The organism is Moraxella sp. CTOTU47616 (assembly GCF_032017465.1).
Lineage (GTDB): Bacteria > Pseudomonadota > Gammaproteobacteria > Pseudomonadales > Moraxellaceae > Faucicola > Faucicola tetraodonis.
The window spans coordinates 28,748-50,770 of record NZ_DALZPU010000002.1 but is presented as its reverse complement, the minus strand read 5'-3'; the positions used below and the strand labels follow the sequence as shown (position 1 = coordinate 50,770).

General features: G+C 43.4%; 18 protein-coding genes. 6 read left to right on the top strand and 12 right to left on the bottom strand.

Features of this window, described 5'->3' with window-relative positions; genetic code table 11:
- Nucleotides 1-19 precede the first annotated feature (19 nt).
- Nucleotides 20-412: an MCR_0457 family protein gene (locus tag RTS10_RS02335; protein WP_312539053.1), complete on the top strand. Its 393-nt coding sequence runs from the start codon at nt 20-22 to the stop codon at nt 410-412.
- Nucleotides 413-545: 133 nt separating this feature from the next.
- Here RTS10_RS02335 and tnpA read toward each other — a convergent pair whose 3' ends face one another.
- Nucleotides 546-956 (bottom strand): IS200/IS605 family transposase, encoded by a 411-nt coding sequence (gene tnpA / locus RTS10_RS02330; RefSeq protein WP_099834056.1) that lies wholly within the window; start codon nt 954-956, stop codon nt 546-548.
- A 48-nt stretch (nt 957-1,004) separates the two neighbouring features.
- Between tnpA and RTS10_RS02325 the strand changes: the two genes are divergently transcribed.
- Together RTS10_RS02325 and RTS10_RS02320 are read left to right on the top strand one after the other, a co-directional pair.
- A complete protein-coding gene (locus tag RTS10_RS02325) occupies nt 1,005-2,108 on the top strand; it encodes an RNA-guided endonuclease InsQ/TnpB family protein (RefSeq protein WP_312539051.1) in 1,104 nt (367 codons plus the stop codon).
- A gap of 187 nt (nt 2,109-2,295) precedes the next feature.
- Nucleotides 2,296-3,435: a D-alanyl-D-alanine carboxypeptidase family protein gene (locus RTS10_RS02320; protein WP_313379382.1), complete on the top strand. Its 1,140-nt coding sequence runs from the start codon at nt 2,296-2,298 to the stop codon at nt 3,433-3,435.
- A 66-nt stretch (nt 3,436-3,501) separates the two neighbouring features.
- Here RTS10_RS02320 and RTS10_RS02315 read toward each other — a convergent pair whose 3' ends face one another.
- The 9 genes from RTS10_RS02315 to rlmN all read right to left on the bottom strand — a co-directional run bounded on the left by RTS10_RS02315 (nt 3,502) and on the right by rlmN (nt 14,998).
- Nucleotides 3,502-5,352 carry a sensor histidine kinase gene (locus tag RTS10_RS02315; RefSeq protein WP_312539049.1) on the bottom strand — a complete coding sequence of 617 codons (1,851 nt, stop codon included), beginning with the start codon at nt 5,350-5,352 and terminating at the stop codon, nt 3,502-3,504.
- Nucleotides 5,353-5,386: 34 nt separating this feature from the next.
- On the bottom strand, nt 5,387-6,790 hold the full coding sequence (gene der / locus RTS10_RS02310; RefSeq protein ID WP_065252739.1) for a ribosome biogenesis GTPase Der: 1,404 nt from the start codon (nt 6,788-6,790) through the stop codon (nt 5,387-5,389).
- 201 nt (nt 6,791-6,991) lie between these two features.
- Nucleotides 6,992-8,185: an outer membrane protein assembly factor BamB gene (gene bamB, locus RTS10_RS02305; RefSeq protein ID WP_312539048.1), complete on the bottom strand. Its 1,194-nt coding sequence runs from the start codon at nt 8,183-8,185 to the stop codon at nt 6,992-6,994.
- A gap of 123 nt (nt 8,186-8,308) precedes the next feature.
- On the bottom strand, nt 8,309-9,148 hold the full coding sequence (locus RTS10_RS02300; RefSeq protein ID WP_312539047.1) for a YfgM family protein: 840 nt from the start codon (nt 9,146-9,148) through the stop codon (nt 8,309-8,311).
- A 65-nt stretch (nt 9,149-9,213) separates the two neighbouring features.
- Complete coding sequence (gene hisS / locus RTS10_RS02295) at nt 9,214-10,512, bottom strand: histidine--tRNA ligase (RefSeq protein WP_050325765.1); 1,299 nt, start codon at nt 10,510-10,512, stop codon at nt 9,214-9,216.
- A 46-nt stretch (nt 10,513-10,558) separates the two neighbouring features.
- Nucleotides 10,559-11,674 (bottom strand): flavodoxin-dependent (E)-4-hydroxy-3-methylbut-2-enyl-diphosphate synthase, encoded by a 1,116-nt coding sequence (gene ispG / locus RTS10_RS02290; RefSeq protein ID WP_312539046.1) that lies wholly within the window; start codon nt 11,672-11,674, stop codon nt 10,559-10,561.
- Between the two features lie 55 nt (nt 11,675-11,729).
- On the bottom strand, nt 11,730-12,638 hold the full coding sequence (locus RTS10_RS02285) for a helix-turn-helix domain-containing protein (RefSeq protein WP_099808110.1): 909 nt from the start codon (nt 12,636-12,638) through the stop codon (nt 11,730-11,732).
- Between the two features lies 1 nt (nt 12,639).
- Complete coding sequence (pilW, locus tag RTS10_RS02280) at nt 12,640-13,452, bottom strand: type IV pilus biogenesis/stability protein PilW (RefSeq protein ID WP_312539044.1); 813 nt, start codon at nt 13,450-13,452, stop codon at nt 12,640-12,642.
- 346 nt (nt 13,453-13,798) lie between these two features.
- The gene (rlmN, locus tag RTS10_RS02275) at nt 13,799-14,998 is read right to left on the bottom strand and encodes a dual-specificity RNA methyltransferase RlmN (protein ID WP_312539041.1); all 1,200 of its coding nucleotides are present in this window, start codon (nt 14,996-14,998) and stop codon (nt 13,799-13,801) included.
- Nucleotides 14,999-15,613: 615 nt separating this feature from the next.
- Here rlmN and dusB point away from each other — a divergent pair.
- From dusB to RTS10_RS02260, 3 genes are all read left to right on the top strand, one after another.
- Entirely contained in the window at nt 15,614-16,612 is a 999-nt protein-coding gene (dusB, locus tag RTS10_RS02270) for a tRNA dihydrouridine synthase DusB (RefSeq protein WP_312539040.1), read from the top strand.
- A 189-nt stretch (nt 16,613-16,801) separates the two neighbouring features.
- Nucleotides 16,802-17,440, top strand: coding sequence for a peroxiredoxin (locus tag RTS10_RS02265; protein ID WP_050325417.1), 639 nt, complete (start codon nt 16,802-16,804; stop codon nt 17,438-17,440).
- A 197-nt stretch (nt 17,441-17,637) separates the two neighbouring features.
- Entirely contained in the window at nt 17,638-18,471 is an 834-nt protein-coding gene (locus RTS10_RS02260; RefSeq protein WP_312539039.1) for an META domain-containing protein, read from the top strand.
- Between the two features lie 56 nt (nt 18,472-18,527).
- Here the strand turns inward: RTS10_RS02260 and rlmKL are convergent, their stop codons facing one another.
- The gene (rlmKL, locus tag RTS10_RS02255) at nt 18,528-20,774 is read right to left on the bottom strand and encodes a bifunctional 23S rRNA (guanine(2069)-N(7))-methyltransferase RlmK/23S rRNA (guanine(2445)-N(2))-methyltransferase RlmL (protein WP_312539038.1); all 2,247 of its coding nucleotides are present in this window, start codon (nt 20,772-20,774) and stop codon (nt 18,528-18,530) included.
- Nucleotides 20,775-20,856: 82 nt separating this feature from the next.
- Nucleotides 20,857-21,990: a mechanosensitive ion channel family protein gene (locus RTS10_RS02250; protein WP_312539037.1), complete on the bottom strand. Its 1,134-nt coding sequence runs from the start codon at nt 21,988-21,990 to the stop codon at nt 20,857-20,859.
- Nucleotides 21,991-22,023 lie beyond the last annotated feature (33 nt).

Genomic DNA, 22,023 nt, shown 5'->3' with positions numbered 1-22,023 from the left:
GATAACGTTAGGACACCGTATGATTAAACTGGGCAAAATCAGTCAAGCTATGATAGGCATGCTGTTAATGGGCGTCACCGTGAGTGGTATCGCTGAAGATAAAAATAACGATACTATCGCAATCGATATGTCAGAATTGTCGACCACCAAAGAAGAAGTGGCGGTATTACAAGTGTTATCAGAAATCTGCCCACCAATGCTGAATAAATCGCAACAAACAGCGTTTAACACTGCTTATAATGTCGAGCTAAAAAAATTAATGCCGACCATCAGCGATCCTCGTTTAGCGGTGCAGTACTTATCCTCTCAGCAAGATTACAAGCAAATTTTGAATGAAACCCGCCAATGGACACTCAGTTATCCAAAAGCGGAGAATCTTGAACTATGCAAAGACCTTGCCAACAGTAAATAATAATTATAAGTCAACCTATCCTATACACCCCCTAACTGATTTAGGGGGTTTTATCCTCTGTTGCCGTAAAACCACCGACTTCAGGCGGTGGATATAAGGCAACTCCGCAATCATGCTTACACACAGATGGTATTTAGTGCGGTGTATTTTGCTGTTCAATGTACTGGCGTATAATTTCAATTGGAGCACCGCCACAACTACCTGCAAAATAACTAGGCGACCACAACGCTTCTCCCCATAACTGCTCTTTAATAGAAGGATATTCTTTTTTACGCAATAACCGACTAGACACGCCTTTCAAGCTATTCACCAAACTAGAAATAGCCACTTTGGGCGGATAAACCACCAGTAAATGCACATGGTCACTTTCACCGTCAAACTCTACTAGTTGCGCCTCAAACTTTGAACAAACTTTCTCAAAGATAACCTGCATGTCTTCTAAAATCTCTTTAGTGAATACTTTTTTGCGGTATTTAGCCACAAAGACCAAATGCACATGAAGATTGTAAACAACGTGCCTACCAATTCTTAAATCGTTTGACATATATTTAGACCAACTATAGAATATAAAAATCTAATTATACTTAAACCTATGAAAACACTCAAGCTACGCATACGAGATAAACACGCAGACCAATTAAACCGCCTAAGCGGTTCGGTCAATTTCGTGTGGAATTATGTCAATGATTTGAGTTACAGACACCTACAAAAAACTGGCAAATTCTTTAGTGCTTATGACCTAAACGACTACACCAAAGGTAGCGGTGAGTTACTTGGTTTACATTCTCAAACTATTCAAGCCATCAATGAAACCCACACCAAATCGCGTCGCCAATCCAAAAAAGCTAAATTGTCATGGCGAACCAACAACCCAAAATCAAAGCGTAAAAACTTAGGTTGGCTACCATTCAAACAATCCGCCATTAAGCACATTGCCACACACCAAACTGGTAAAAAGGGCTTAAAATCTACCTTACAACTATCTTTAGCCAAAGGGCAAAAGCTAGTCATTGATCTATGGGACAGCTACAACCTTAGCCTATATCAAATCAACACGCTGGAAATTGTCCAAGACAGCCGTAACCGTTGGTATGCCTGTATTACCGTCAAACAATACCCTAAAACTACTTGCGGAATGGGTAGCGTTGGGATTGATTTAGGCTTAAAAGACAGTGCCACCGCCTCAAATGGCGATAAACTACAAATCAAGCAAACGCTCAAATATGCCAAAGCGTTAGCCATTGCTCAAAGAGCCAAAAACAAACAGCGTGTCAAGGCTATCCATGCCAAAATCAAACATACACGGCAAGACCTAATCCACAAATTCACCACCCAATTAGTTAAAGACAATGCCCTAATCGTGGTGGGTGATGTTAAAACCACCCAATTTAACAGCAAAAAAGGCAAACTAGCCAAATCGGTTTACGATGCAGGTTGGTTTGAACTCAAGCGACAACTGACCTATAAATGCGAGAACGCAGGTTGCCGTTTTGAAATCGTAAATGAGAAATACACTACCCAAACTTGCTCGTGCTGTGGCGATATGTCCAGTAGTCCGAAAGGTAGAGCAGGTTTGCGAATAAGAGAATGGACTTGTGCAACGTGTGGCACACGGCATGATAGAGATATTAACGCCAGTAAGAACATTCTTGCGGTTGGGCTTAACCGTCTTGTAGAAGGAATCCCCTCACTTTAGGGAGAGGAGGAAGTCAATTATGATAAATCGTTGATTTTTAGACCGAATACAGTGTTGAATTACGATTTTTTTTGCTAATATAGGCAATTTGTTTTACCAAGCGGCCAAGCAAACAGGTCGCATTTGATTTGAGCTAAGAGTGAGTGAGATGAAAGCAATCGCAATACCGCAATATACCCAACGTCTGATGGTCGGCACTTTTGTCGCCGCCAGTTTTTTTGCCACAACTGTACAGGCAAATGCCGCCATACAACAGCCTGAACTAGACAATTCTGCTTTTATCTTAATTGACTATGATACGGGTACGGTATTGGCTCAAAAAAATGCCGCTCAGCCATTCCCACCTGCGTCATTGACCAAAATGATGACCAGTTACATCATTGAGCAGCGGCTGCTATCAGGGGCATTAAAAGAAAATGAACCCATCCTCATGACCCCAGAGGCTTGGTGTAAAGGCTCAAGTAAAGAGTCTTGTATGTATGTCCCTGTCAATACAACCGCCCCTGTGATTGATATGTTAAAAGGTATTATTATCCAATCGGGTAATGATGCATCAAAAGCGATGGCACAGCACATTGGCGGTAGCGAAACCACGTTTGCCGATTTGATGAATGAAGAAGCCAAAAAAATTGGCATGACCCATACGCATTTTATGAATGCGACCGGTATGCCACAAGAAGGCCATCAAGCGTCTGCCGAAGATTTGGCGAAACTTGCCCAAGCCATTATTAAGAACAGCAAAAAGTATTATCCCATCTATAGCCAAAAACAATTTACTTATAACGGCATCACCCAAGGCAACCGCAATGCGTTATTGTTCACCGATCCAACGGTAGACGGTCTAAAGACAGGGCATACCGACGAAGCAGGTTACTGTCTAGTAGCGTCGAGTAAACGCGGTGATATGCGCCTGATTTCAGTGATTATGGGTACTAAAAGCGTGCAAGAGCGCGCAGACCAATCGCGTAACTTACTCAACTGGGGGTTTAGTAATTTTGCCACTAAAATTGCCGCCCCGGCACAAAAAAACTACGGCAGCGTGCCAGTCAACTTCGGTGCTGTCGATAAAGTCAACGTCGTCAGCAAAGGCAATTTACAAGTCCTAGTGCCAAAGCTAGATCAAGAAAAAATCAGTACCGTGGTCAATTTGCCAGCCGATGTCAAAGCGCCGTTAGCGCAGGGGCAAGAAGTGGGTAAGCTGGTTGCTATGCTCAATGGTAAACCTGTGGCGTCTGTCCCACTGGTCGCTGAGACCCAAGTTCAAGAAGCAGGAATTTTTAAACGTATGTGGCAACATATCGTGGTGTTTTTTAAAGGTTTATTTTAATTTACAAAAAAAATTACAAAGAAAAAACCCTTCACATGAAACGAAGGGTTTTTTTTAACTCAAATTTTAACTCAAAATATGGGACAGCTCTTTAATATATTGATCGGGTGTATCGTCTATTACTTCTTTTTTGACAAAATAATCAACCCCCGCTATTTTTAGCAGTTCGATGGTATGCGGATTTAACGCTTTGGTGTCATAAACACAAATAATGGTGACCCTGCCGTTTTGTTCAAGCTCACGAAATTTGCTGACGAAGTCTAACATCGCTTGATAATCGATATTTCGCGAGATAAATAACGCATCCACCGTATGAAATAACAAATAATCTTCAAGAAGTTCGCTACTGGTAAACGTCTCAACTTTAGCACCCGCATTTTCCATGCGTTTGGCTTTTTCGAATAAATCTTCATAGTGATACCAAACAACAATATGTTTATTTATCAATAAATTGCGCTCATAATTGTGTTTCCAATCTTTTAGCAGTAACGATACCTGAAAATTGGTACCCACATCAGGTTCGCTGGTAACTGTGATGCTGCCTTTCATCAGTTCTAGTAGTTTTTTCACTAGAAATAATCCCGCAGAATTATTTGAGGAGGTATGCTTTATTTCAGGATTAATTTGGAAAAAAGGTTCAAAAATCTGCTCTAAATGTTCCTTGGCAATGCCTATACCGGTATCTTCAATCTGCAACATCCACCGTACTTGCGTTTGTAAATGTTGCAACTGCGAGGTGATGGTTATGCTGCCTTTATCAGTAAATTTAATCGCATTTTCTACCAATGAGCTAATAATCAAAGTGATTTTTTGAATATCGCCTTCTAGGACATAATCGGCGTGATAGGGCTTTGCCTTTAACGTGATATTTTTCTCGGCAGCCAAAGGCTGATAGTCATTGACAATTTGGGTGATTAACGCCGTTGGACTAAATTGGTAGGCGCTGACGCCTGTTTGACCTTTATCGATACGGTTAATTTGGATGATTTGATCCAGCTTAGCATTTAAATCATCTTTACCCAAAGTAATAATTTCAACGGCATCTTTTTGCTCAGCGCTGATATATTGATTATGTAATAGCTGTAAACCCGATTCGATACGACTCACCGAGGATTTGAACTCATGAATCAAAATATTTTCAAATTTTGAGCTATGCTCAAGCTGCTTAAATTGGCTGTCTTCAAGGGCATTTTTTTCTTGGCGAAGGGTGTTGATTTGGTCAATTTGCGCCTTGCGCTTGTTGAGCAAATACACCAAGGCTTTTTCAAATACCCAAGCCTCATTACTTTTTGGCAGCTTATACGCCTCTGCCTGTGAAAACTCATCTTGCAAAATTTGATGGCTTAAATTTTCAAGTTTCGGCAAACGATTGGTTAAATTTTGCACCTTCTGCACCACAAACCACAAATTTAGCAGCGCAATAAATGATAGCACAAGCATTAACGGTAAATGTTGCCAAAACCATTGCTGGCGAATGGTTTGTAGGTCAAGGGTAAGATTACTATAGCCAATTAGCTGGTCTACTTTAGTATTTTTTTGATTGGGCGTTAATTTTAACAAATTGATTTTAACAGGTTCGCTCAATCCGTAATAGCGCTCAAAAAGCACTTCAGTAACTTTAATTGGACGGGTGGTCGGATGCTGCTGCTGATCAAATGGAAAAAACACAATGCTTTCGTACTGCGGCATTTCGCTTAACAGTTTGTCAATGCTAGCGGTTGTCACACTGTTAGGACTGCTGGCAATAGACTGGGCAAGTAGATAATTTATCTTACTCGCCTGTTTGATTTCAGATTGCACGGTTTGGGTCAAGTCGACTAAGGTATAAATCGCAAGGCAAATAAATAAAACCAATAAAAAGGGTATTGCAACGATACGCTTTACCCCAATTTGATAACCTAAAGTCTTCTGTACCATTCACTCATCCCTTAAAACGCCAACTAACATCGCCTTAACGTTTTTTGCCGCGCTTTTTGAATTTTTGTACCTCTCGACGTTTACGTTCTTTTTGCGCATCCGTCATGGTATTAGTGCGACCTGCGTAAGGGTTGGCGTTTTGTTTAAACTCAACCCGAATCGGGGTACCTTCAAGCTTGAATACCTTGCGAAATTCGTTTTCTAGATAGCGACGATAACTGTTTGGCACTTGGCTGGTCTGATTGCCATGAATCACAATAATCGGTGGATTATGACCGCCCAAATGCGCAAAGCGAAGTTTAATACGTCGCCCGCCTACCATAGGGGGCTGGTGTGCAGTAACCGCATCTTGCAGAATTTGGGTTAATCGACTGGTGGAAATATCAAACATCGCAGCATCATAGGCACGGTGAATCGATGGGTAAAGATTGCCAACGCCCGTCCCATGAAGCGCCGAGATTAAATGAACCTTTACATAAGGGATAAAGTTAAAACGTCGATCCATTTCAATTTTGACAAAATTCTTTTGGTCTTGGTCAAGCCCATCCCATTTATTAATGGCAAGTACCATCGCGCGACCTGCTTCTAAGGCGTAGCCCAACAAGTTCAAATCCTGATCGGTAATGCCTTCTTGCGCATCAATGACCACGATGACCACATGGGCATCTTTGATGGCTTGCAAGGTTTTTACCACAGAAAATTTTTCAACTTTTTCGTCAATACGTCCACGGCGACGCACGCCCGCGGTATCAATCAACACATAATGTCTGTTGTCACGCTCGTAAGGAATATAGATACTATCGCGCGTGGTACCTGGCATATCAAAAACCACCACACGTTCTTCACCAAGCAAGCGATTGACAAGCGTTGATTTGCCCACATTGGGTCTACCAATGATGGCGATACGTAAACCATCAGGTGCTTGTTCTTCTTGGTCATCGGTGGGCATATTAGCAGTGACGGCTTCTAATAAATTACCGACCCCACGTCCGTGACTGGCTGCCATGGAAAATGGCTCGCCAAAACCTAACGCATAAAATTCATGAATCGCCGCTTCATGGACACCATCCATTTTATTGGCGGCTAAAAACACCGGCTTGCCAAGGGTGTGAAGTTGTTTGGCAATGACTTCATCGGCGCCTGTGATACCTGCGCGGCTATCAACCACAAACACAATGATATCTGCTTCATGGATAGCGGTATGCGATTGGTGCGACATATAGTCATCAATGGTGCCGTCACCTTCATCCACTTCACCAATACCACCGGTATCGATGACGATAAAGGATTTTTCTTCAAAGGTTGCATCGCCATATTGACGGTCGCGGGTAAGACCTGCCAAATCAGCAACCAAGGCTTGACGACTGCGGGTCAACTGATTAAATAGGGTGGACTTGCCAACGTTCGGACGGCCAATCAAGGCAACAACTGGTTTCATAAATTTAATTTCCAAAATTTTCAAAAAGCAAGATTTTCAACAAGCAAGATTTTCAACAAGCTTGAAAAATTCATTATTTCTATAACTTAACAAACCCAACATCGCGCTGCAATGCTGGGTTGTCATTTAAACTCACACTTTTATCAGTCTGGGCTGCTCATCCACTCGCCAAAACTGCCAAATGCGTGAACAGTTTAACAATTAACGATTTACTTGCCAAACACTAAGTGCGCCATTTGCGCTTTGGGCAATCAAACGGTTATTGATAAACTGTAATACCGCCACGTCGGATTTGGCTTGTTTTCTGTCAACCAGTGCCCCTGAGGTGCGGTCATACACATGCAAATAACCCATAGCATCACCAACCACCACGTAGTTGCCGATACTCACCGCGTTACTCAAACCACGATAAGACAAATTATCGGTTTGCCAATTAACCGTGCCTGTCATTTTATCCATCGCTACCAATTCGCCATCAAGCGAAGTGGCGTAAACTTGACTAGCATCTGTGCCGACTGATTTTAGGCTCGCCAACTCTTTGACAAAACTTAGCTGCTGTGAAGCCATATCGGCAGCGACTAACTGACCGCTATAAGACACAACGTACAGCATATTGCCATCTAGTACGGGGGTGGCATCCACATCAGAAATTTTTTCGATATCGCTACTGCCTTTGCTGATACCAAAACGTTTTGACCAAATAGGTACGCCATTATCGATGTTTAAAGCATGGATACGACCATCGGCTGTCGAAACCAGCACTGTATTGCGATTGAATAAAATCGGCGTGGCACTACCGCGAATGCTTAAATTTGGATTTTGGGTGTTAAAAGTCCAAATAGGCGCGCCAGACTCTAGCGACAGCGCACTAATTTTACCATCATTGCCAAGGGTAATGACACGGTTTTGGCTGATTAAGGCAGGGGATAGGGTTACGGTGTCTAAAGGCGTTTGCCAAATAACTTTGCCAGTCATTCTGTCTAACGCAATGATGACCCCTTTGCTGTCACTAACCACGGCTACGCGAGATTGTTCATCTAGCGCCACCCCTGACATTAGGCCTTGTTTGAGCTTGATACTCCACAGCACTTTGCCTTGCCCATCAAACGCTTGCACGCTACCGTCTGCTAACGCATTCACATAGCCATTGTTGTCATATGCCACGCGAAAGGCGGTAGGTTGTTGGCTGATGGTGGTTTTATTGCGCAAATTGCCAAAGCGTTGGCTAACTTTTGCATTGCTGCCTTGACTAAACAGCGGAGAAATCACATTTTGACTGCTAGCGAGTTTCACAAGTGCGGCAGGTTTATGGATATTGTCAGATTTTTTAAATTTGTCACAACCTGTCAGGGTCATCGCTACCACCAAGGCGGTTACAAATACGGCAGGTTTCATTAAGTTTGTCGATAAGGGTGTCGATTTTATTGTTGTTATGGTAGTAGTCATTGTTTATCTCGCAACGTATGGTGAAGTCTAAATGTTGTCAGTTAAAAGTTTTGTCAGATTAAGATTTTGCACCTATTTTATGCTTGAGGCAATAGCAGGCGCAGAGGCGATTGCTGCAGCAGGGGCAGTATTTTCAGCTTGGGTAGGGGCTTGGATAGGTTTAGCGAGTACCCCGCCTGTTAAATCAGGTTGTTTGACGCTTAAGCCTAGGCTTTCCATTTTGATACGCAGCAAGGCACGGTCTTGTGGGTTTGGGTTGTTTTGATTACGTTGTTCAATCAATTGCCAAGCCTTTTGGTAATGAGTAGCCGCCGCTTTTTTATCACCTTGTTGGTTGGCAATGTCCCCCAAAATCTCAAGTTTACTGGCTTCAAAGGCAGCAGGTAAGGGGCTTTGTAAGCGTTTTTGTGCCGCATCCGCTTGATTGTCTGACAATAGCACTTGTGCTTGGCGCAAAATGGCAATGGCTTTTAGCCCCTCATCCTTCAGCGTTAACTGAGATGCTTTTTGTAGCGTTGCCGCCGCCGCTTTTAGATCATTTTTATCGGTTTGCTGTTTGGCTTGCAGCATCAAGGCTTGCCATGTATAAACCGAATTATCATGTTTAGCCACAAATTCATCCAAGTCTTTGTCCAAATTGGTTTGCGCCGTAGTCAGTTGCGCTTGTGCTTTGGTATCGCTGGCAGCTTGGGTGGTTAGGGTCTCAATGTTGTTTTGGTCGCTTTGAATTTTGGCAAAATCGTTCGCCGCTGCGGTATCTATATTGCCGCCATGCTTTTGCCAGTAACTCCAGCCAAAATAGCCCGCTAATACCAACATAATGGCGGACAAAATATAGCCACCATATTGTTTAAGCGCGCCTAAGGATTGCTGTTCATCATTCACTAGCTTAGGTTGTACGTCTTTAACCATTACATAAAGCCTTTCAAAAAATTACTGATATAAGTTAACCATCAAATTTGGCTCAATCAGATAGATTAGATAAAATCTGGATTTTCGCTAAAGAGTGTGTCACTCGCGACCGTAATTTGGTCACCGGTTGCCATTTTTTTGATGGTAATTTGCTGGTTAGCGACTTCATCTTGCGCGATAATCACTGACAAGTGCGCACCTGATTTGTCGGCTTTTTTCATTTGCGCTTTTAAACTCGTGGCACTTGCCATTTTCACGCGAAGATTTGAGCGTCGTGTACGTAGCTCATGGGCAAATTTGATGGCATCGGTGTAAACATCAGGATGGGCGACCACAAATACATCACAGGCAGGTGTTGCCTCAAACGGATGCACCTTTTGCATGAGTAACAACAAACGCTCAAGCCCCATGGCAAAACCTACTGCCGGCTCGGAAGCGGCTGGTTTATCACTGCCAATGGCTTTGATTTGTCCAATAAGCCCATCATAACGCCCCCCAGCACATACCGTGGCTTGGCTACCTAGCTGGTCAGTCGTCCATTCAAATACGGTTTTATTGTAATAATCTAAACCGCGTACCAGTTTTGGATTAATCACAAAATTGATGCCGACTGCTTTAAGATAATGTTGCAAGGCTTCAAAATGCTGCTGGCTTGCTGCCCCCAAAAAGTCAGCAAGCTTTGGGGCGTTCTCTAAAATTTGTTGGGTATTTTTATCTTTACTATCTAAAATGCGTAGTGGGTTGGTGGTTAAGCGGCGCTGACTATCTTCATCCAATTGAGATTTTTTATCGGTTAAAAAGTCCACCAAGGCTTGGCGATACGCCAGTCGTTCGTCTATCTCACCCAAGCTATTAATCTCAAGTTGAACCACATCTAAAATACCCAATTTTTGCCACATTTGGTAGGTCATGATAATGAGCTCGGCATCAGCATCCGCTAATTCACTGCCAAAACTCTCAACCCCTAATTGGTGAAACTGACGATAACGACCTTTTTGCGGTTGTTCATAGCGAAACATAGGCCCGATGTACCAAAGTTTTGGATTGTCACCCCGCAATAAGTTATGCTCCACCACGGCACGTACCGCGCCTGCCGTGCCTTCAGGGCGTAGCGTCAATGCCGTGGGTGGGTTGGATTTGTCATAAAAACTATACATTTCCTTTTCGACAATGTCAGTGGCATCGCCAATCGCACGGGCAAATAGCTGGGTTTCTTCAACGATTGGGAGGCGAATTTGCTCAAAGCCAAATTGATTGAGCACATCGATAAGGCTGCTTTCAAGTTGGCGCCACTCACTCGATGGGCGCGTAGATTCTGTCTCAATATGTAAGATATCATTAAAACCTTTAATGGATTTTAACATGGTCAATTTCCCAAAAATGCAAACTAAAAAATAAACGATACAAAAATTATTTAACCCGTAAAATCTCATTGGCGCGCTGCGCTTCACGTTCAGCCACTTTCTGACGGACCATGGCTTCAATCTCGTCAGCAAGCTTGGTGGTATCAATCAAATGTGATTTTTCCCCATTTTTATATACTAGGCTATTTGGACTAGCACCCACCACGCCGATATCCGATTCTTTGGCTTCCCCTGGACCATTGACTTTACAGCCAATCACCGATACATCCATTGGCTCACGGATATCTTCTAGGCGTTTTTCTAAGTCCATCATCACCCGAATCACATCAAACTCTTGGCGTGAGCAGCTGGGGCAGGCGATAAAATTCACCCCATTACTACGGATACTGAGTGATTTTAAGATATCAAAACCGATTTTAATTTCTTCTTCTGGCTCAGCGGCTAGCGAAATACGCATGGTATCGCCAATACCTTCTAGCAGTAGTCCGCCTAACGCAATCGCAGACTTAACGGTACCTGTGCGATATACCCCCGCTTCTGTCACACCTAGATGCAAGGGATTATCAACTTGTGCAGAAATCAGCCGATACGCATCCATGGTCAAAAACACATTACTGGCTTTGACTGAGATTTTAAATTGGTCAAAGTTATTACGATCTAAAATATCAATATGGCGCATCGCCGACTCAAGCATCGCTTCACCCGTGGGTTCACCATATTTTTTTTGGATGTCTTTTTCTAGTGACCCCGCGTTTACGCCAATACGCATACTGATGCCATGATGTTTGGCAGCGGCAATCACTTCACGCACTTTTTGTTCATTACCGATATTACCTGGGTTGATACGTAAGCAGTCTGCACCTGCATCAGCCACCGCCAGCGCAATTTTATAATCAAAATGAACGTCTGCCACCAGGGGTACAGAAACTTGTTTTTTGATTTCGGCAAAGGCTTTTACGCTTTCCATCGTTGGCGTAGAGACGCGCATAAAATCCGCACCAGCATCCACACAGCGATTGATTTGCGCAACCGTCGCTGCCACATCACAAGTATCTGTATTGGTCATACTTTGCACACTAATCGGCGCATCTGCGCCTATTGCGACATTACCGACGTAGATTTTTTTGGTGAGTTTACGTTTGATGGGGTTATGCGCTGACATAGGCGTTCCTATTATTATAACGAATGATTTAGCGTATTTTTAAAGTTATAAGCGGTTAAGGTTTTAACGTAAAATTGGCTTTATCGTTTTGGGCATAATTGCTTAATTTAATCGGTTGTTTGTTCAAATCCAAGCTCACATTGCTGGCTTTATCGATATTGACTTGAAACGGCGCTTGACCTGTCAATTGGTAACTACCGCGTGCTTGATCTCCATCTAAAATCGTATTGCCTGTCGCATCGACAATGGTGATTTTGGTGGTATCTTTCACAAAAATGTCAATCGAAGCTTTGGCGCCAGCTTGTCCTGTCGCTGCTGTACCACTGGCATTATCAGCACTCACCGCGACACCAGTAATGGCAGATCCGGTTGCGGGTAACCCACTGGCAGTCACCGTGTTTGTCACAATCGCTGAGCCTGCATTGTTAAGCGACGCACCGCTGACTTGGTCTTGGGTTGGCATACTGGCAACAGCACTAGCGGGCGCTTGTTCAACTGAGTCATTATGTGCTTTGCTAACTTTATTAAAAATAAAAATCGCAAGCCCCAATACCAATAAAATCCCACCAATGACAAAAGGGTTAATACGCACACTAGGACGCGCTTCACGATTAAGCGTGCCCATCGGCTGCATCGGGGCATTGATGACCGTGGCATATTTTTGTTTGAGGGTGGCGGGGTATTGGGCATCAAAACTTTGCGCAACCAGATTTTTATCCAAACCCAAAAAACGCCCATAGGTAGTGGCAAAACCGCGCGCAAAGGTAGGCTGTGGTAAGGCGTCAAAATCATTGGCTTCAAGCGCCCGAAGATGGCTTTTTAAAATGAAAGTTTTGGCAGCCACATCGTCAATCGATAAGCCTTTTTTCTCACGGGCTTGTTTAAAACGCTGACCCAAAAGCTGGGTTGTGTCATGAACAGGGGTAGAGTTTTGTTGATTGTCGGTGTTATTGCTGTTTTCCATCTTATTTCCAAGTTGACGTTGGGGTTAAAAGTCCAGAACGAATCTGCTTTGCTTCATCGCTAAGTGGATAGCGATCCAAAAGCTGCTGCGCTAATTTTTGCACTTCTATGGGATTGTTCGCAAGTTTGGCAAGCCTAATCCCTTGCGATAAAGTGCGCGGGTCAAGGTTGGATTGACCAATAATTTTAACCAAATCATTATACAGCGCCTGCGCCTCCAAAAATTTGCCATCAGCCAATAAAATATCAATAAGCTCTGTACGTGCGACGATGCTTTGGCGATTGGCATCGAGCGCTTTGATAAATGACTGTACCGCCAGCGGTTTGTTTTTTACCTTTAATGCCGTACGCCCTAAATTCTCTAACGCACTGGCACGACCGTCATACCCTAACGCAGAACCCGCAATTTGAAACTGCGCAATCGCTTCTTGGTTACGACTGAGTTGGGCGAGATAGACGCCATAATTGTTGTTTGCTTGACTAAAGTCAGGATTGAGTGCAATGGCATTTTTAAAATAAGCTTCGGCTTTTTGCATATTGCGCGGGCTGCCTTCTTGCTGCAGCAACACACCCATCATATCATTGGCTTCTGCTGACTTTGGATAAGACTTTAATGCACTTTCTAACTGCCGTTTGGCATCGTCTAATTTTCCACCACGAATATACTCAGCGGCAATCGCGGTGCGAATCCTAGCGATTTCTTCTGGGTTTTTTTCCCAACGACTTGGGTCACTGGCAGTAACTGTCTGCGTGGTGACTTGTCGGGTAGTGGTACAACCGGTTAGGCAAAGGCTGAAGCTTGAAAGGCCAATCATGCCTGCGGCAAAAACCTTCGATAAAAAATTTGATTTGCCCGGCATTTTATCGTCGTCTATATGGTTGTCGTGTAATTGACACAAAATAGCAGGTTGGCTGTGGTATAAATGAGTTTGACGTGAGTGACATGGTGGCATAACAAACTTACTCATAATCAAATGAACTAAATTAAATAATTAAAAATTTTGACAGTAGATAACGATTTTTAATTGTCGATAAAACCCAATAGCAAAACAACCCTATTACTAAAAATGGCTATTACTATAGCAAAAAAACCTTGATAACACCAACCGATAAGGCTAACTTGTGCCTTTACCACGCCAAACTATTATAATGATAAAAGATTTAATGAGACGCTTTAGATTGTAATGTTTTAGACACTTTTTCTTGCCATTGTTTTGCACGGCGGGTCTTATCGGTGACTTGTCCGACCAGTTGTCCACATGCCGCATCAATGTCATCGCCACGGGTTTGGCGAATGGTACAGACAAAGCCTGCTTGGTTCAAGATATTGCTAAACGCATGAATACGATTGTTACTAGAGCGTCCGTAAGGCGCATGCGGGAACGGATTAAACGGAATCAAATTAATTTTGCAAGGCAAATCTTTGAGCAGATTGACCAGCTGGCGGGCGTGTTCATCAGTATCATTGACGTCTTTTAACATCACATATTCAATGGTGACGTGCTTTTTATGACGGGGGTTTTCGTCATATACATAAGATTTAGCGGCGGCTATCAGCTCTTTGAGTGGATATTTTTTATTGATGGGTACCAGTTCGTTACGCAGTTCGTCATTGGGTGCATGTAGGCTGATGGCAAGTGCCACATCAATGTCTTTGGCGAGCTCATACATCTTTGGCACGATGCCCGATGTTGATAGGGTGACGCGGCGTTTGGATAATCCAAAACCAAAATCATCGAGCATCAATGACATACTGGCTACCACAGGCTCATAATTTAACAGCGGTTCACCCATGCCCATCATCACCACATTGGTAACCCGATTTTCACGTTCAGTGACAGGCACATTTTCCATATAAGACTGGTTGGCCACCCACAGCTGTCCGATAATTTCGCTAGGGGATAAGTCCCGCTCAAAGCCTTGTTTACCGGTGCTACAAAACGAGCAGTCAAGCGCACAGCCGACTTGTGAGGAAATACACAAGGTTTTACGTCCAAACTGTTTGTTATCGTCAGCAGGGATGAGTACAGTTTCCACCAGCGAGCCACCTGCTACTTCAAACACCCATTTGCGGGTGCCATCTTCGCTAAATTGTTTAAACTTTACCGTTGGGGGCGAAACAGTTGCCACTTCATCCAATGTTTCTTGTAGTTTTTTGGACAAATTCGTCATTTGATAAAAATCGGTCACGCCAAACTGATAAATCCACTTCATGACTTGGGTGGCGCGAAACGGTTTTTCGCCGAGCTTGGCAAAAAATTGTCCAAGTTCAGCCTTACTCATGCCAAGTAAATTGGTTTTTGCGGTAAGGTCTTGGGGATTGACCATTTCTGGGTTTTGAATGACAGGAATTTGGGTCATAGCGGTCGTATAAGCGTGTCAAATAAACAAGATAGTATACTAAAATCTCAACTATTTGTCATGGTAAAACATAGTGAACCTTTTTAGCGGCTTTATATACAATATCTTTACCTCACATATGTTGCCCAAATTGGCATGGCGAAATGGGTAAAATATCGACAAATCAAATAGCGGCGAATCAAATAGCGATAATAAGAATTATCATGATTAGGCATAAAAATGCCAATAACCACTTCCATTCAAGCGAAACAAAATCAACCATACGGCGAGCCACCCTAGCAGACCAATGGGGCATCTGATAAATCACTTCGCCATTGACATGCTTACCGCCTCGATACCAAAGTTTAAGCTGTTTTAACATATGTTTATGCTCATATCTATGTCTAAATCTATGTCTAGCAAATTGATGAGTATGACACTATTAAACTTCTATTGGGTTAAGTCTATATGACAAATAGATAAAAAATCGTAAAAAATTGATATAAAAACTCACCCAATTGCTTAAAAGAGGGGGAAATGCAGATTTGCACTAAATACGTGATATTTTTAGCCAAAGCACGAGTGATAAAAGTTATAATGTTCCCCCATTTTTGAGCCCATTATTCTTTTTTATTTATGTCCAACCATCCATTACTTACCCCTCTCAATATCGGCGACGAGACCATCGCCAACCGCATCATCGTTGCGCCGATGGCAGGCGTTACTGATAAGCCTTTTCGCATGCTGGCTAAGTCCTTTGGTGCAGGGCATGCGGTGTCAGAGATGATGACGTCTGATGCCACGTTATTTGCTCATCACAAAACGCTGTATCGTGCCAATTTTGAGGGTGAAATCGCACCTATTTCTGCGCAAATCGCGGGCTCAGACCCAGAAAAAATCGCCGAAGCGGCTCGCTATCAAGTTGCCAATGGGGCGCAAATTGTCGATATCAATATGGGTTGCCCAGCAAAAAAAGTTTGCAAAAAGCTTGCCGGTTCAGCGCTACTCAAAGATGAAGACTTGGTCAAGCGACTATTGGATGCCACGGTCAATGCAGTGGATGTGCCAGTCACGCTAAAAACCCGTCTAGGCTATGCCAATGGTGAAGAAAATATTTTGCGTGTCGCACAAATGGCAGAAGAGGCAGGTATCGCCATGATTGTGATACATGGACGCACCCGCGAAGATAAATATCTGGGCAGCGCTCGCTATGAGTTAATTAAAGAGGTCAAAAATCTTCTCACCATTCCTGTTATCGTCAATGGGGATATCGACAGCCCGCAAAAAGCCAAACAAGTATATGAGCAAACAGGCGCTGATGGTATTATGATTGGGCGAGCAGGGCAAGGGCAGCCTTGGATTTTTCGCGACATTGCGCATTACCTTAAGACTGGTGAAATCCTGCCTAGTCCAACGATGGAGGCGCTAAAAGAGATTGTATTAAGCCATTTGCAAGAGATTTATGCGTTTTATGGTGAATACTCGGGGTGTCGTATCGCTCGTAAACATATTGCTTGGTATACCTCAGGCATTGCCAATTCCAATGCGTTTCGCCAAGCGATGTATGAAGAAGATACCACCGCTGGGCAGTTTAACGTGGTCGCGCGGTTTTTAAAGACGGCGGAATTTGATTAAAACCTTTACTATAAAACAGCCTATCGTAGAGTGCTTATGCCTTTTTAGAAACAAAGATTTGCAAAAAGTCATGATTAATGAATTTAGAATCTGTTAAAATTTTGCTGAGTCTGTGTAAAAGACCGATATCAAACAATAACCACATATTATTAATCAAATCAGATCAAATCAAATCATAAGGAGTCAGCGATGGCACAATTACGAATTGGCGACACGGCACCAAATTTTGACGCACAAACCACCGAAGGCAACATCAATTTTTACGATTGGCAAGGTGATAACTGGGTGGTTTTATTCTCACATCCGGCAGACTTTACCCCAGTTTGCACCACGGAGTTAGGACGCACGGCATCATTGGGTGACGAATTCAAAAAACGCCATGTCAAACCGATCGCATTATCAGTCGATAGCGTCGAAGATCACAAAGCTTGGGCAGGCGATATCTCAGAAACCCAAGGCTGCGCGGTGAATTTCCCTATCATTGCAGACGCCGATAAAAAAGTATCGGAAGCTTACGACATGATTCACCCAAATGCGTCAACCACGCACACGGTTCGCAGCGTATTTATTATCGATCCACAGCATAAACTGCGGCTAACTTTCACTTACCCAGCCGCCGTAGGTCGTAACTTCAATGAAATTTTACGGGTGATTGATGCCTTGCAATTGTCAGATAATTATGGCATTGCAACGCCAGTTGAGTGGCAAGACGGAGACGATGTGATTATCCCACCAAGCGTCAAAAATGAAGAAATCGCCGCGAAATTCCCAAAAGGTCATAAAGAAATCAAGCCTTATCTGCGCACCACGCCACAACCGAATAAATAACTGTTTATGTTAAGACTGTTTATGTTAAGTTTAAAATCAAAAACCTAGTCGCTTGACTGGGTTTTTTTATGCCAACTCTCCCATTAAAGATACTCAACTAAACTTAAAGGTACTGAACTAAATTTACAGAACGGATGCTGAGTAACCATAAATATTTGGCTAAACTTCGATTAATGGTCTAATAATGGATATAAAGAATGATAAACAATCAAGTTAAAGGCGGCTTTAAAACCAGCGCATTGCTCATGCTTGCCCTGACTGGTTGCCAAACGGTGCATACTAACCCATCAGCACCTATTGAAAGAGTGCCATACGTGCAGCTGCCCATCTTTATCGGCTCTACCCCAACCACTAATTCTTTACAGAGTTATGATTGGCAGCTTAACAATATCAATAGCACAGATCCGATTACGTGGAATGGTTCATACTTGCAAACACAGAATGGCAAAATTACGCTAAACTTTAACCAAAATCACATAACCTATAATGTAGGCTGTAACCAACTATCAAATCAATATAGCCTAAGCAAAAATACCATGCAACCCATTGGGACAGGTATTAGTACTTTAATGGGCTGTGGTGAATTGCAAGCACGGGAACAATGGCTTGCTAAACAGATGCAAAGCCCAAGTGAGCTACAAATAATGGAAACTCAAGTAGATGCAGTATTGTCGCAAACCACGGCTGATGGTAGCTGGCTTCAGTGGGTAGGTAAATTAAAGCCTGAAGTAAAATACGGCAAAGGGGAAACCGTATTTTTGGAAGTCAAACCCAAATGGCAGTATTGTGACAACGTGACCGATAGAAAATGCCTAGAAGTGCGTGATATCCATTATGATACTCAGGGACTAAAAACAGCGGTGGGTCAATGGTATCTTCTCGATGCGCCTATCATCAATTATCGTCATGATGAAAGCGCACAGCGGGTTTTACGCTTGACTCGCTATCGCACACCGCCCACCGATACCAAAGGCTATGGCAACCTGTATAAGCTTGATAGCGTGATTGAAACCAAGACTATGGCAAAATAACCAACTCATCAAAAAAAGCGATGGCTAACACGAGTCATCGCTTTTTTATTGGCAAATTATTTGTGGCGAATCGCCCACGACTGGTGAATAGGGCGTTTACTATCAAAATCAAAGCCGATGGTTTGGTTGGTCATTTCTTCAACGTGGTAACGGTTGTTGATTTCGTCGTCTAGCATAAATTTGGTAAAGTTATTGGAAAAATACAACACGCCTTCAGAGGATAAGCGATTCATGGCACGGTTGATGAGTGGTACGTGGTCGCGCTGCACATCAAAAGTACCTTGAAATTTCTTGGAGTTAGAAAAAGTCGGCGGATCGATAAAAATCACATCGTACTGCTCAGTGTTGCTTTTAATCCATTCAAAAATATCTTGGGCAATAAATTGGTAGCTTGGCAAATCTGGCAAGCCGTTTAGGGCAAAATTTTTGCGTCCCCAATCCAGATAGTTTTGTGATAAATCCACCGATGTCACCGCTTTTGCCCCGCCCAATGCCGCATGAACGCTGGCAGTACAAGTATAAGCAAACAGATTAAGCACCGTTTTACCGCGTGAGTTTTCTGCAATAATTTTTCGGATGCTGCGATGGTCAAGGAATAACCCTGTATCCAAATAATCGCTAAAGTTCACCAAAAAATACGCCCGTTGGTTGTTGGCGGTTGGCTCGCTGACCACATGGAATTTACCCGAATTGGCTTTTTTCTCATACTGCTCATTGCCGGATTGGCGGGCGCGGGTTTTGATAAACACTTGCTCACGGTTTACTTGCAAGGCTTCACGCACGCCATGCAGCGCTAGATTAAAGCGTTTTTTGGCGGTCTCTAACGGGATTGATTTAGGGGCGGCATATTCTTGCACATGCACAAATTCGCCATATACATCCACTGCTACTTTAAAATCAGGTAAGTCGGCATCATACACCCGCAGATTGGTTACAGCTTGTTTGTGAGCAAGCTTACGCAGATTGGCAAGATTTTTTTGTAGTCGATTGATAAAATCTTGACCTTCTTCTACGGCGATTTCACGTTTTTCAAAGCGCGTAATTAACGGTGTGTCTTTACTCTTTAACAGCTCACCATAACGAAAATAAACGGTGATAGCACCGTTATGACAGCGTAGGGTTTTTGGCTCGGCAAGGGGTAGTACGTCGGCTTGTTCAACTTTGGCAGCGAGGACACCCAAAGTCACTTTGGCAGGGCTGTCTGCAAACAGGGCTTGTAATTTTTTACCCAAACCTTGATACAAGGGTTTAATCAATTCTTCTTCACCCAGACGCTCACCATAGGGTGGGTTGGTAATAAACAGGGGATTGACCCAGCCATTGACTTGTTTTTCTAATGCCAAATTAAGGGTCGCCAGTGAGCGCTGCTGCAAGGTAATACGGTTGATGATAGGCGTCAAACCTGCGGCGATTAAATTTTTATGCGTGGCTCGAACCGCGCCTGAGTCCATATCAAAAGCAAATACCGCGGGCATCTCGCCATTTGCCATGGCATTTAAGCGATGATGAAAACGGGTTTGCGCGTCTTGCACCATAGCCTCCCAAAGGGCAGTATCATGATGTTGCCATGCATAAAACCCAAATTGGCTATCGGCTTTATCCAGTCCCACGGCATAATCTGCGCTCATCAGTAAGGCTTCAATAATCAGCGTGCCTGAGCCGCACATCGGGTCGACGATACTGTCAAATTGGGTGGTGTGAAAATTCACGCTATAGAGCAGGGCGGCCGCTAAGTTCTCTTTGAGTGGCGCTTCAGTCATCGCAGCACGATAACCACGGCGGTGCAAACTGGTCCCTGATAAGTCTAGATACAATTCAGCTTGTTTGTCACCCACCGTAGCGACAATGCCAAAATCGGGGTTTTTATCGACATTGGGGCGACGACCGAACTGCTCGTTAAATTGGTCGGCAATCGCATCTTTGACACGCAGCATGGTGAATTGCTGGTTGGCTTGTACGCGCTTATCTAGGGTTAAACGAATTGCAAAGGTTTGTTCCAAATCAAATAATTGGGTCCATTTGACCGTTTTGGCAAAGGTATAGAGCTGTTCTGCAATATCGTACTCGGGATTGATGTTCTTTTTGCCCAGTGGTAACAACACCCGTGATGCCACACGAGACCATAGGCAAACTTGATAAATCTGCGCCAACGTCAATGTCGCCATCAGCCGACCCGTGCGCTCAATTTGTGTATCTATACCAAAGCTTGCCAGCTCAGTTTGCAAGGGAATCTCTAGCCCATCCGCACAAGTGATTACAATGTGAAAAGTTTGCCCGACGGGCGTTGTATTGCTGTCTGTCATAAACACTGCCAAAAAAAGTCAAAGTTGATTAATGGCGTATTTTAGCATGATTAGCAAAGGACAAATGACAGAATGTCTGAAATTATGGGGAAGTTTTTACCGATGGGGCTGCTTCACCTCTTGGCATTGCGCTTGGCATTAAAAGCTGCATATGCGGGTAAGGTATGGCAATGCCGGCATCATCGAGTGCTACTTTGATTTGTTCGCGTAGATTTTCTTTGATAAATGGCATTCGAGACACGTGAGGCGGATTGACCCAAAACCGCACGATAAAAAACACCCCAAAATCGCCAATTTTATCCACTGTCGCTGTGGGCGCAGGACGCTCTAATACCTCTTTGGTGTTGGCTAAAATATCAAGAATGATAGCGCGAGCGCTTTCGATATCCGCTTCCAACGCGATACGCACTTCAATATCAAAACGAATCAGATTTTTGGCAGTTAGATTAATGACTTCGGCTGAAGCAACGGTTGAATTGGGGAAAATCACGGTGATATTGTCACGGGTCAAAATTTGGGTAGTGCGCAGGGCGATTTGCACCACTTTACCTTCTTTTTCATTGATGCTGACCCAATCACCGACTTGAAACGACTGCTCAATCAAAATGGTGATACCGGCAATAAAGTTGGCGAGTGTGGCTTGCGCCGCAAAACCCACTGCGATACCCGCAATCCCAAGACCTGCGACCACAGACACAATATCAAAACCAAACTGCGACATCACCGAGGCAATCCACAATACGATGATAAGCATAGACAACAAATTATGCAGTAGTTGTTCAATCGACGCGTTTAGCCCATAATTTTTGAGCATTTTTTGCATCAAATAACCGAGGTTGTACCACGCCATATAAAAAATCACTGACCAAATACCGGCTTTGGCAGTGGCTTTGACTGTTTCAGGTTCAAAATTAAGCTGACTCATCACCGCAAGCAAACTTGAAAACAACCACATCAACCGTGCGATGAGCCTTAACGATTGGCTGTATTTACTGTCTTTGGCGATAAAACGGGCAGAATTGATGAGCAATAAACTTAACCGATAGACCACACCCAAAATTGCCAACAGCACCATAATTTTGATGCCTGTGCTGGCAAGTTTGGAGAGATACAGCGGCCAATTAACCGCTTCGTCTTCGAGCGAACCACCGACTGCTTTATAGACGTCATAATACAAGTCGTGATAGATATTTTTAAAAAATTGGTTCACGGACATACAATGAGTGATCTCGAGTCAAAAAATCAAAAT

Bases quoted from the DNA above. Each gene is read 5' to 3' on its own strand.
- RTS10_RS02335 (WP_312539053.1), top strand. From the start codon at position 20: ATGATTAAACTGGGCAAAATCAGTCAAGCTATGATAGGCATGCTGTTA.
- tnpA (WP_099834056.1), bottom strand. From the start codon at position 956: ATGTCAAACGATTTAAGAATTGGTAGGCACGTTGTTTACAATCTTCAT.
- RTS10_RS02325 (WP_312539051.1), top strand. From the start codon at position 1,005: ATGAAAACACTCAAGCTACGCATACGAGATAAACACGCAGACCAATTA.
- RTS10_RS02320 (WP_313379382.1), top strand. From the start codon at position 2,296: ATGGTCGGCACTTTTGTCGCCGCCAGTTTTTTTGCCACAACTGTACAG.
- RTS10_RS02315 (WP_312539049.1), bottom strand. From the start codon at position 5,352: ATGGTACAGAAGACTTTAGGTTATCAAATTGGGGTAAAGCGTATCGTT.
- der (WP_065252739.1), bottom strand. From the start codon at position 6,790: ATGAAACCAGTTGTTGCCTTGATTGGCCGTCCGAACGTTGGCAAGTCC.
- bamB (WP_312539048.1), bottom strand. From the start codon at position 8,185: ATGAAACCTGCCGTATTTGTAACCGCCTTGGTGGTAGCGATGACCCTG.
- RTS10_RS02300 (WP_312539047.1), bottom strand. From the start codon at position 9,148: ATGGTTAAAGACGTACAACCTAAGCTAGTGAATGATGAACAGCAATCC.
- hisS (WP_050325765.1), bottom strand. From the start codon at position 10,512: ATGTTAAAATCCATTAAAGGTTTTAATGATATCTTACATATTGAGACA.
- ispG (WP_312539046.1), bottom strand. From the start codon at position 11,674: ATGTCAGCGCATAACCCCATCAAACGTAAACTCACCAAAAAAATCTAC.
- RTS10_RS02285 (WP_099808110.1), bottom strand. From the start codon at position 12,638: ATGGAAAACAGCAATAACACCGACAATCAACAAAACTCTACCCCTGTT.
- pilW (WP_312539044.1), bottom strand. From the start codon at position 13,452: ATGATTGGCCTTTCAAGCTTCAGCCTTTGCCTAACCGGTTGTACCACT.
- rlmN (WP_312539041.1), bottom strand. From the start codon at position 14,998: ATGACCCAAATTCCTGTCATTCAAAACCCAGAAATGGTCAATCCCCAA.
- dusB (WP_312539040.1), top strand. From the start codon at position 15,614: ATGTCCAACCATCCATTACTTACCCCTCTCAATATCGGCGACGAGACC.
- RTS10_RS02265 (WP_050325417.1), top strand. From the start codon at position 16,802: ATGGCACAATTACGAATTGGCGACACGGCACCAAATTTTGACGCACAA.
- RTS10_RS02260 (WP_312539039.1), top strand. From the start codon at position 17,638: ATGATAAACAATCAAGTTAAAGGCGGCTTTAAAACCAGCGCATTGCTC.
- rlmKL (WP_312539038.1), bottom strand. From the start codon at position 20,774: ATGACAGACAGCAATACAACGCCCGTCGGGCAAACTTTTCACATTGTA.
- RTS10_RS02250 (WP_312539037.1), bottom strand. From the start codon at position 21,990: ATGTCCGTGAACCAATTTTTTAAAAATATCTATCACGACTTGTATTAT.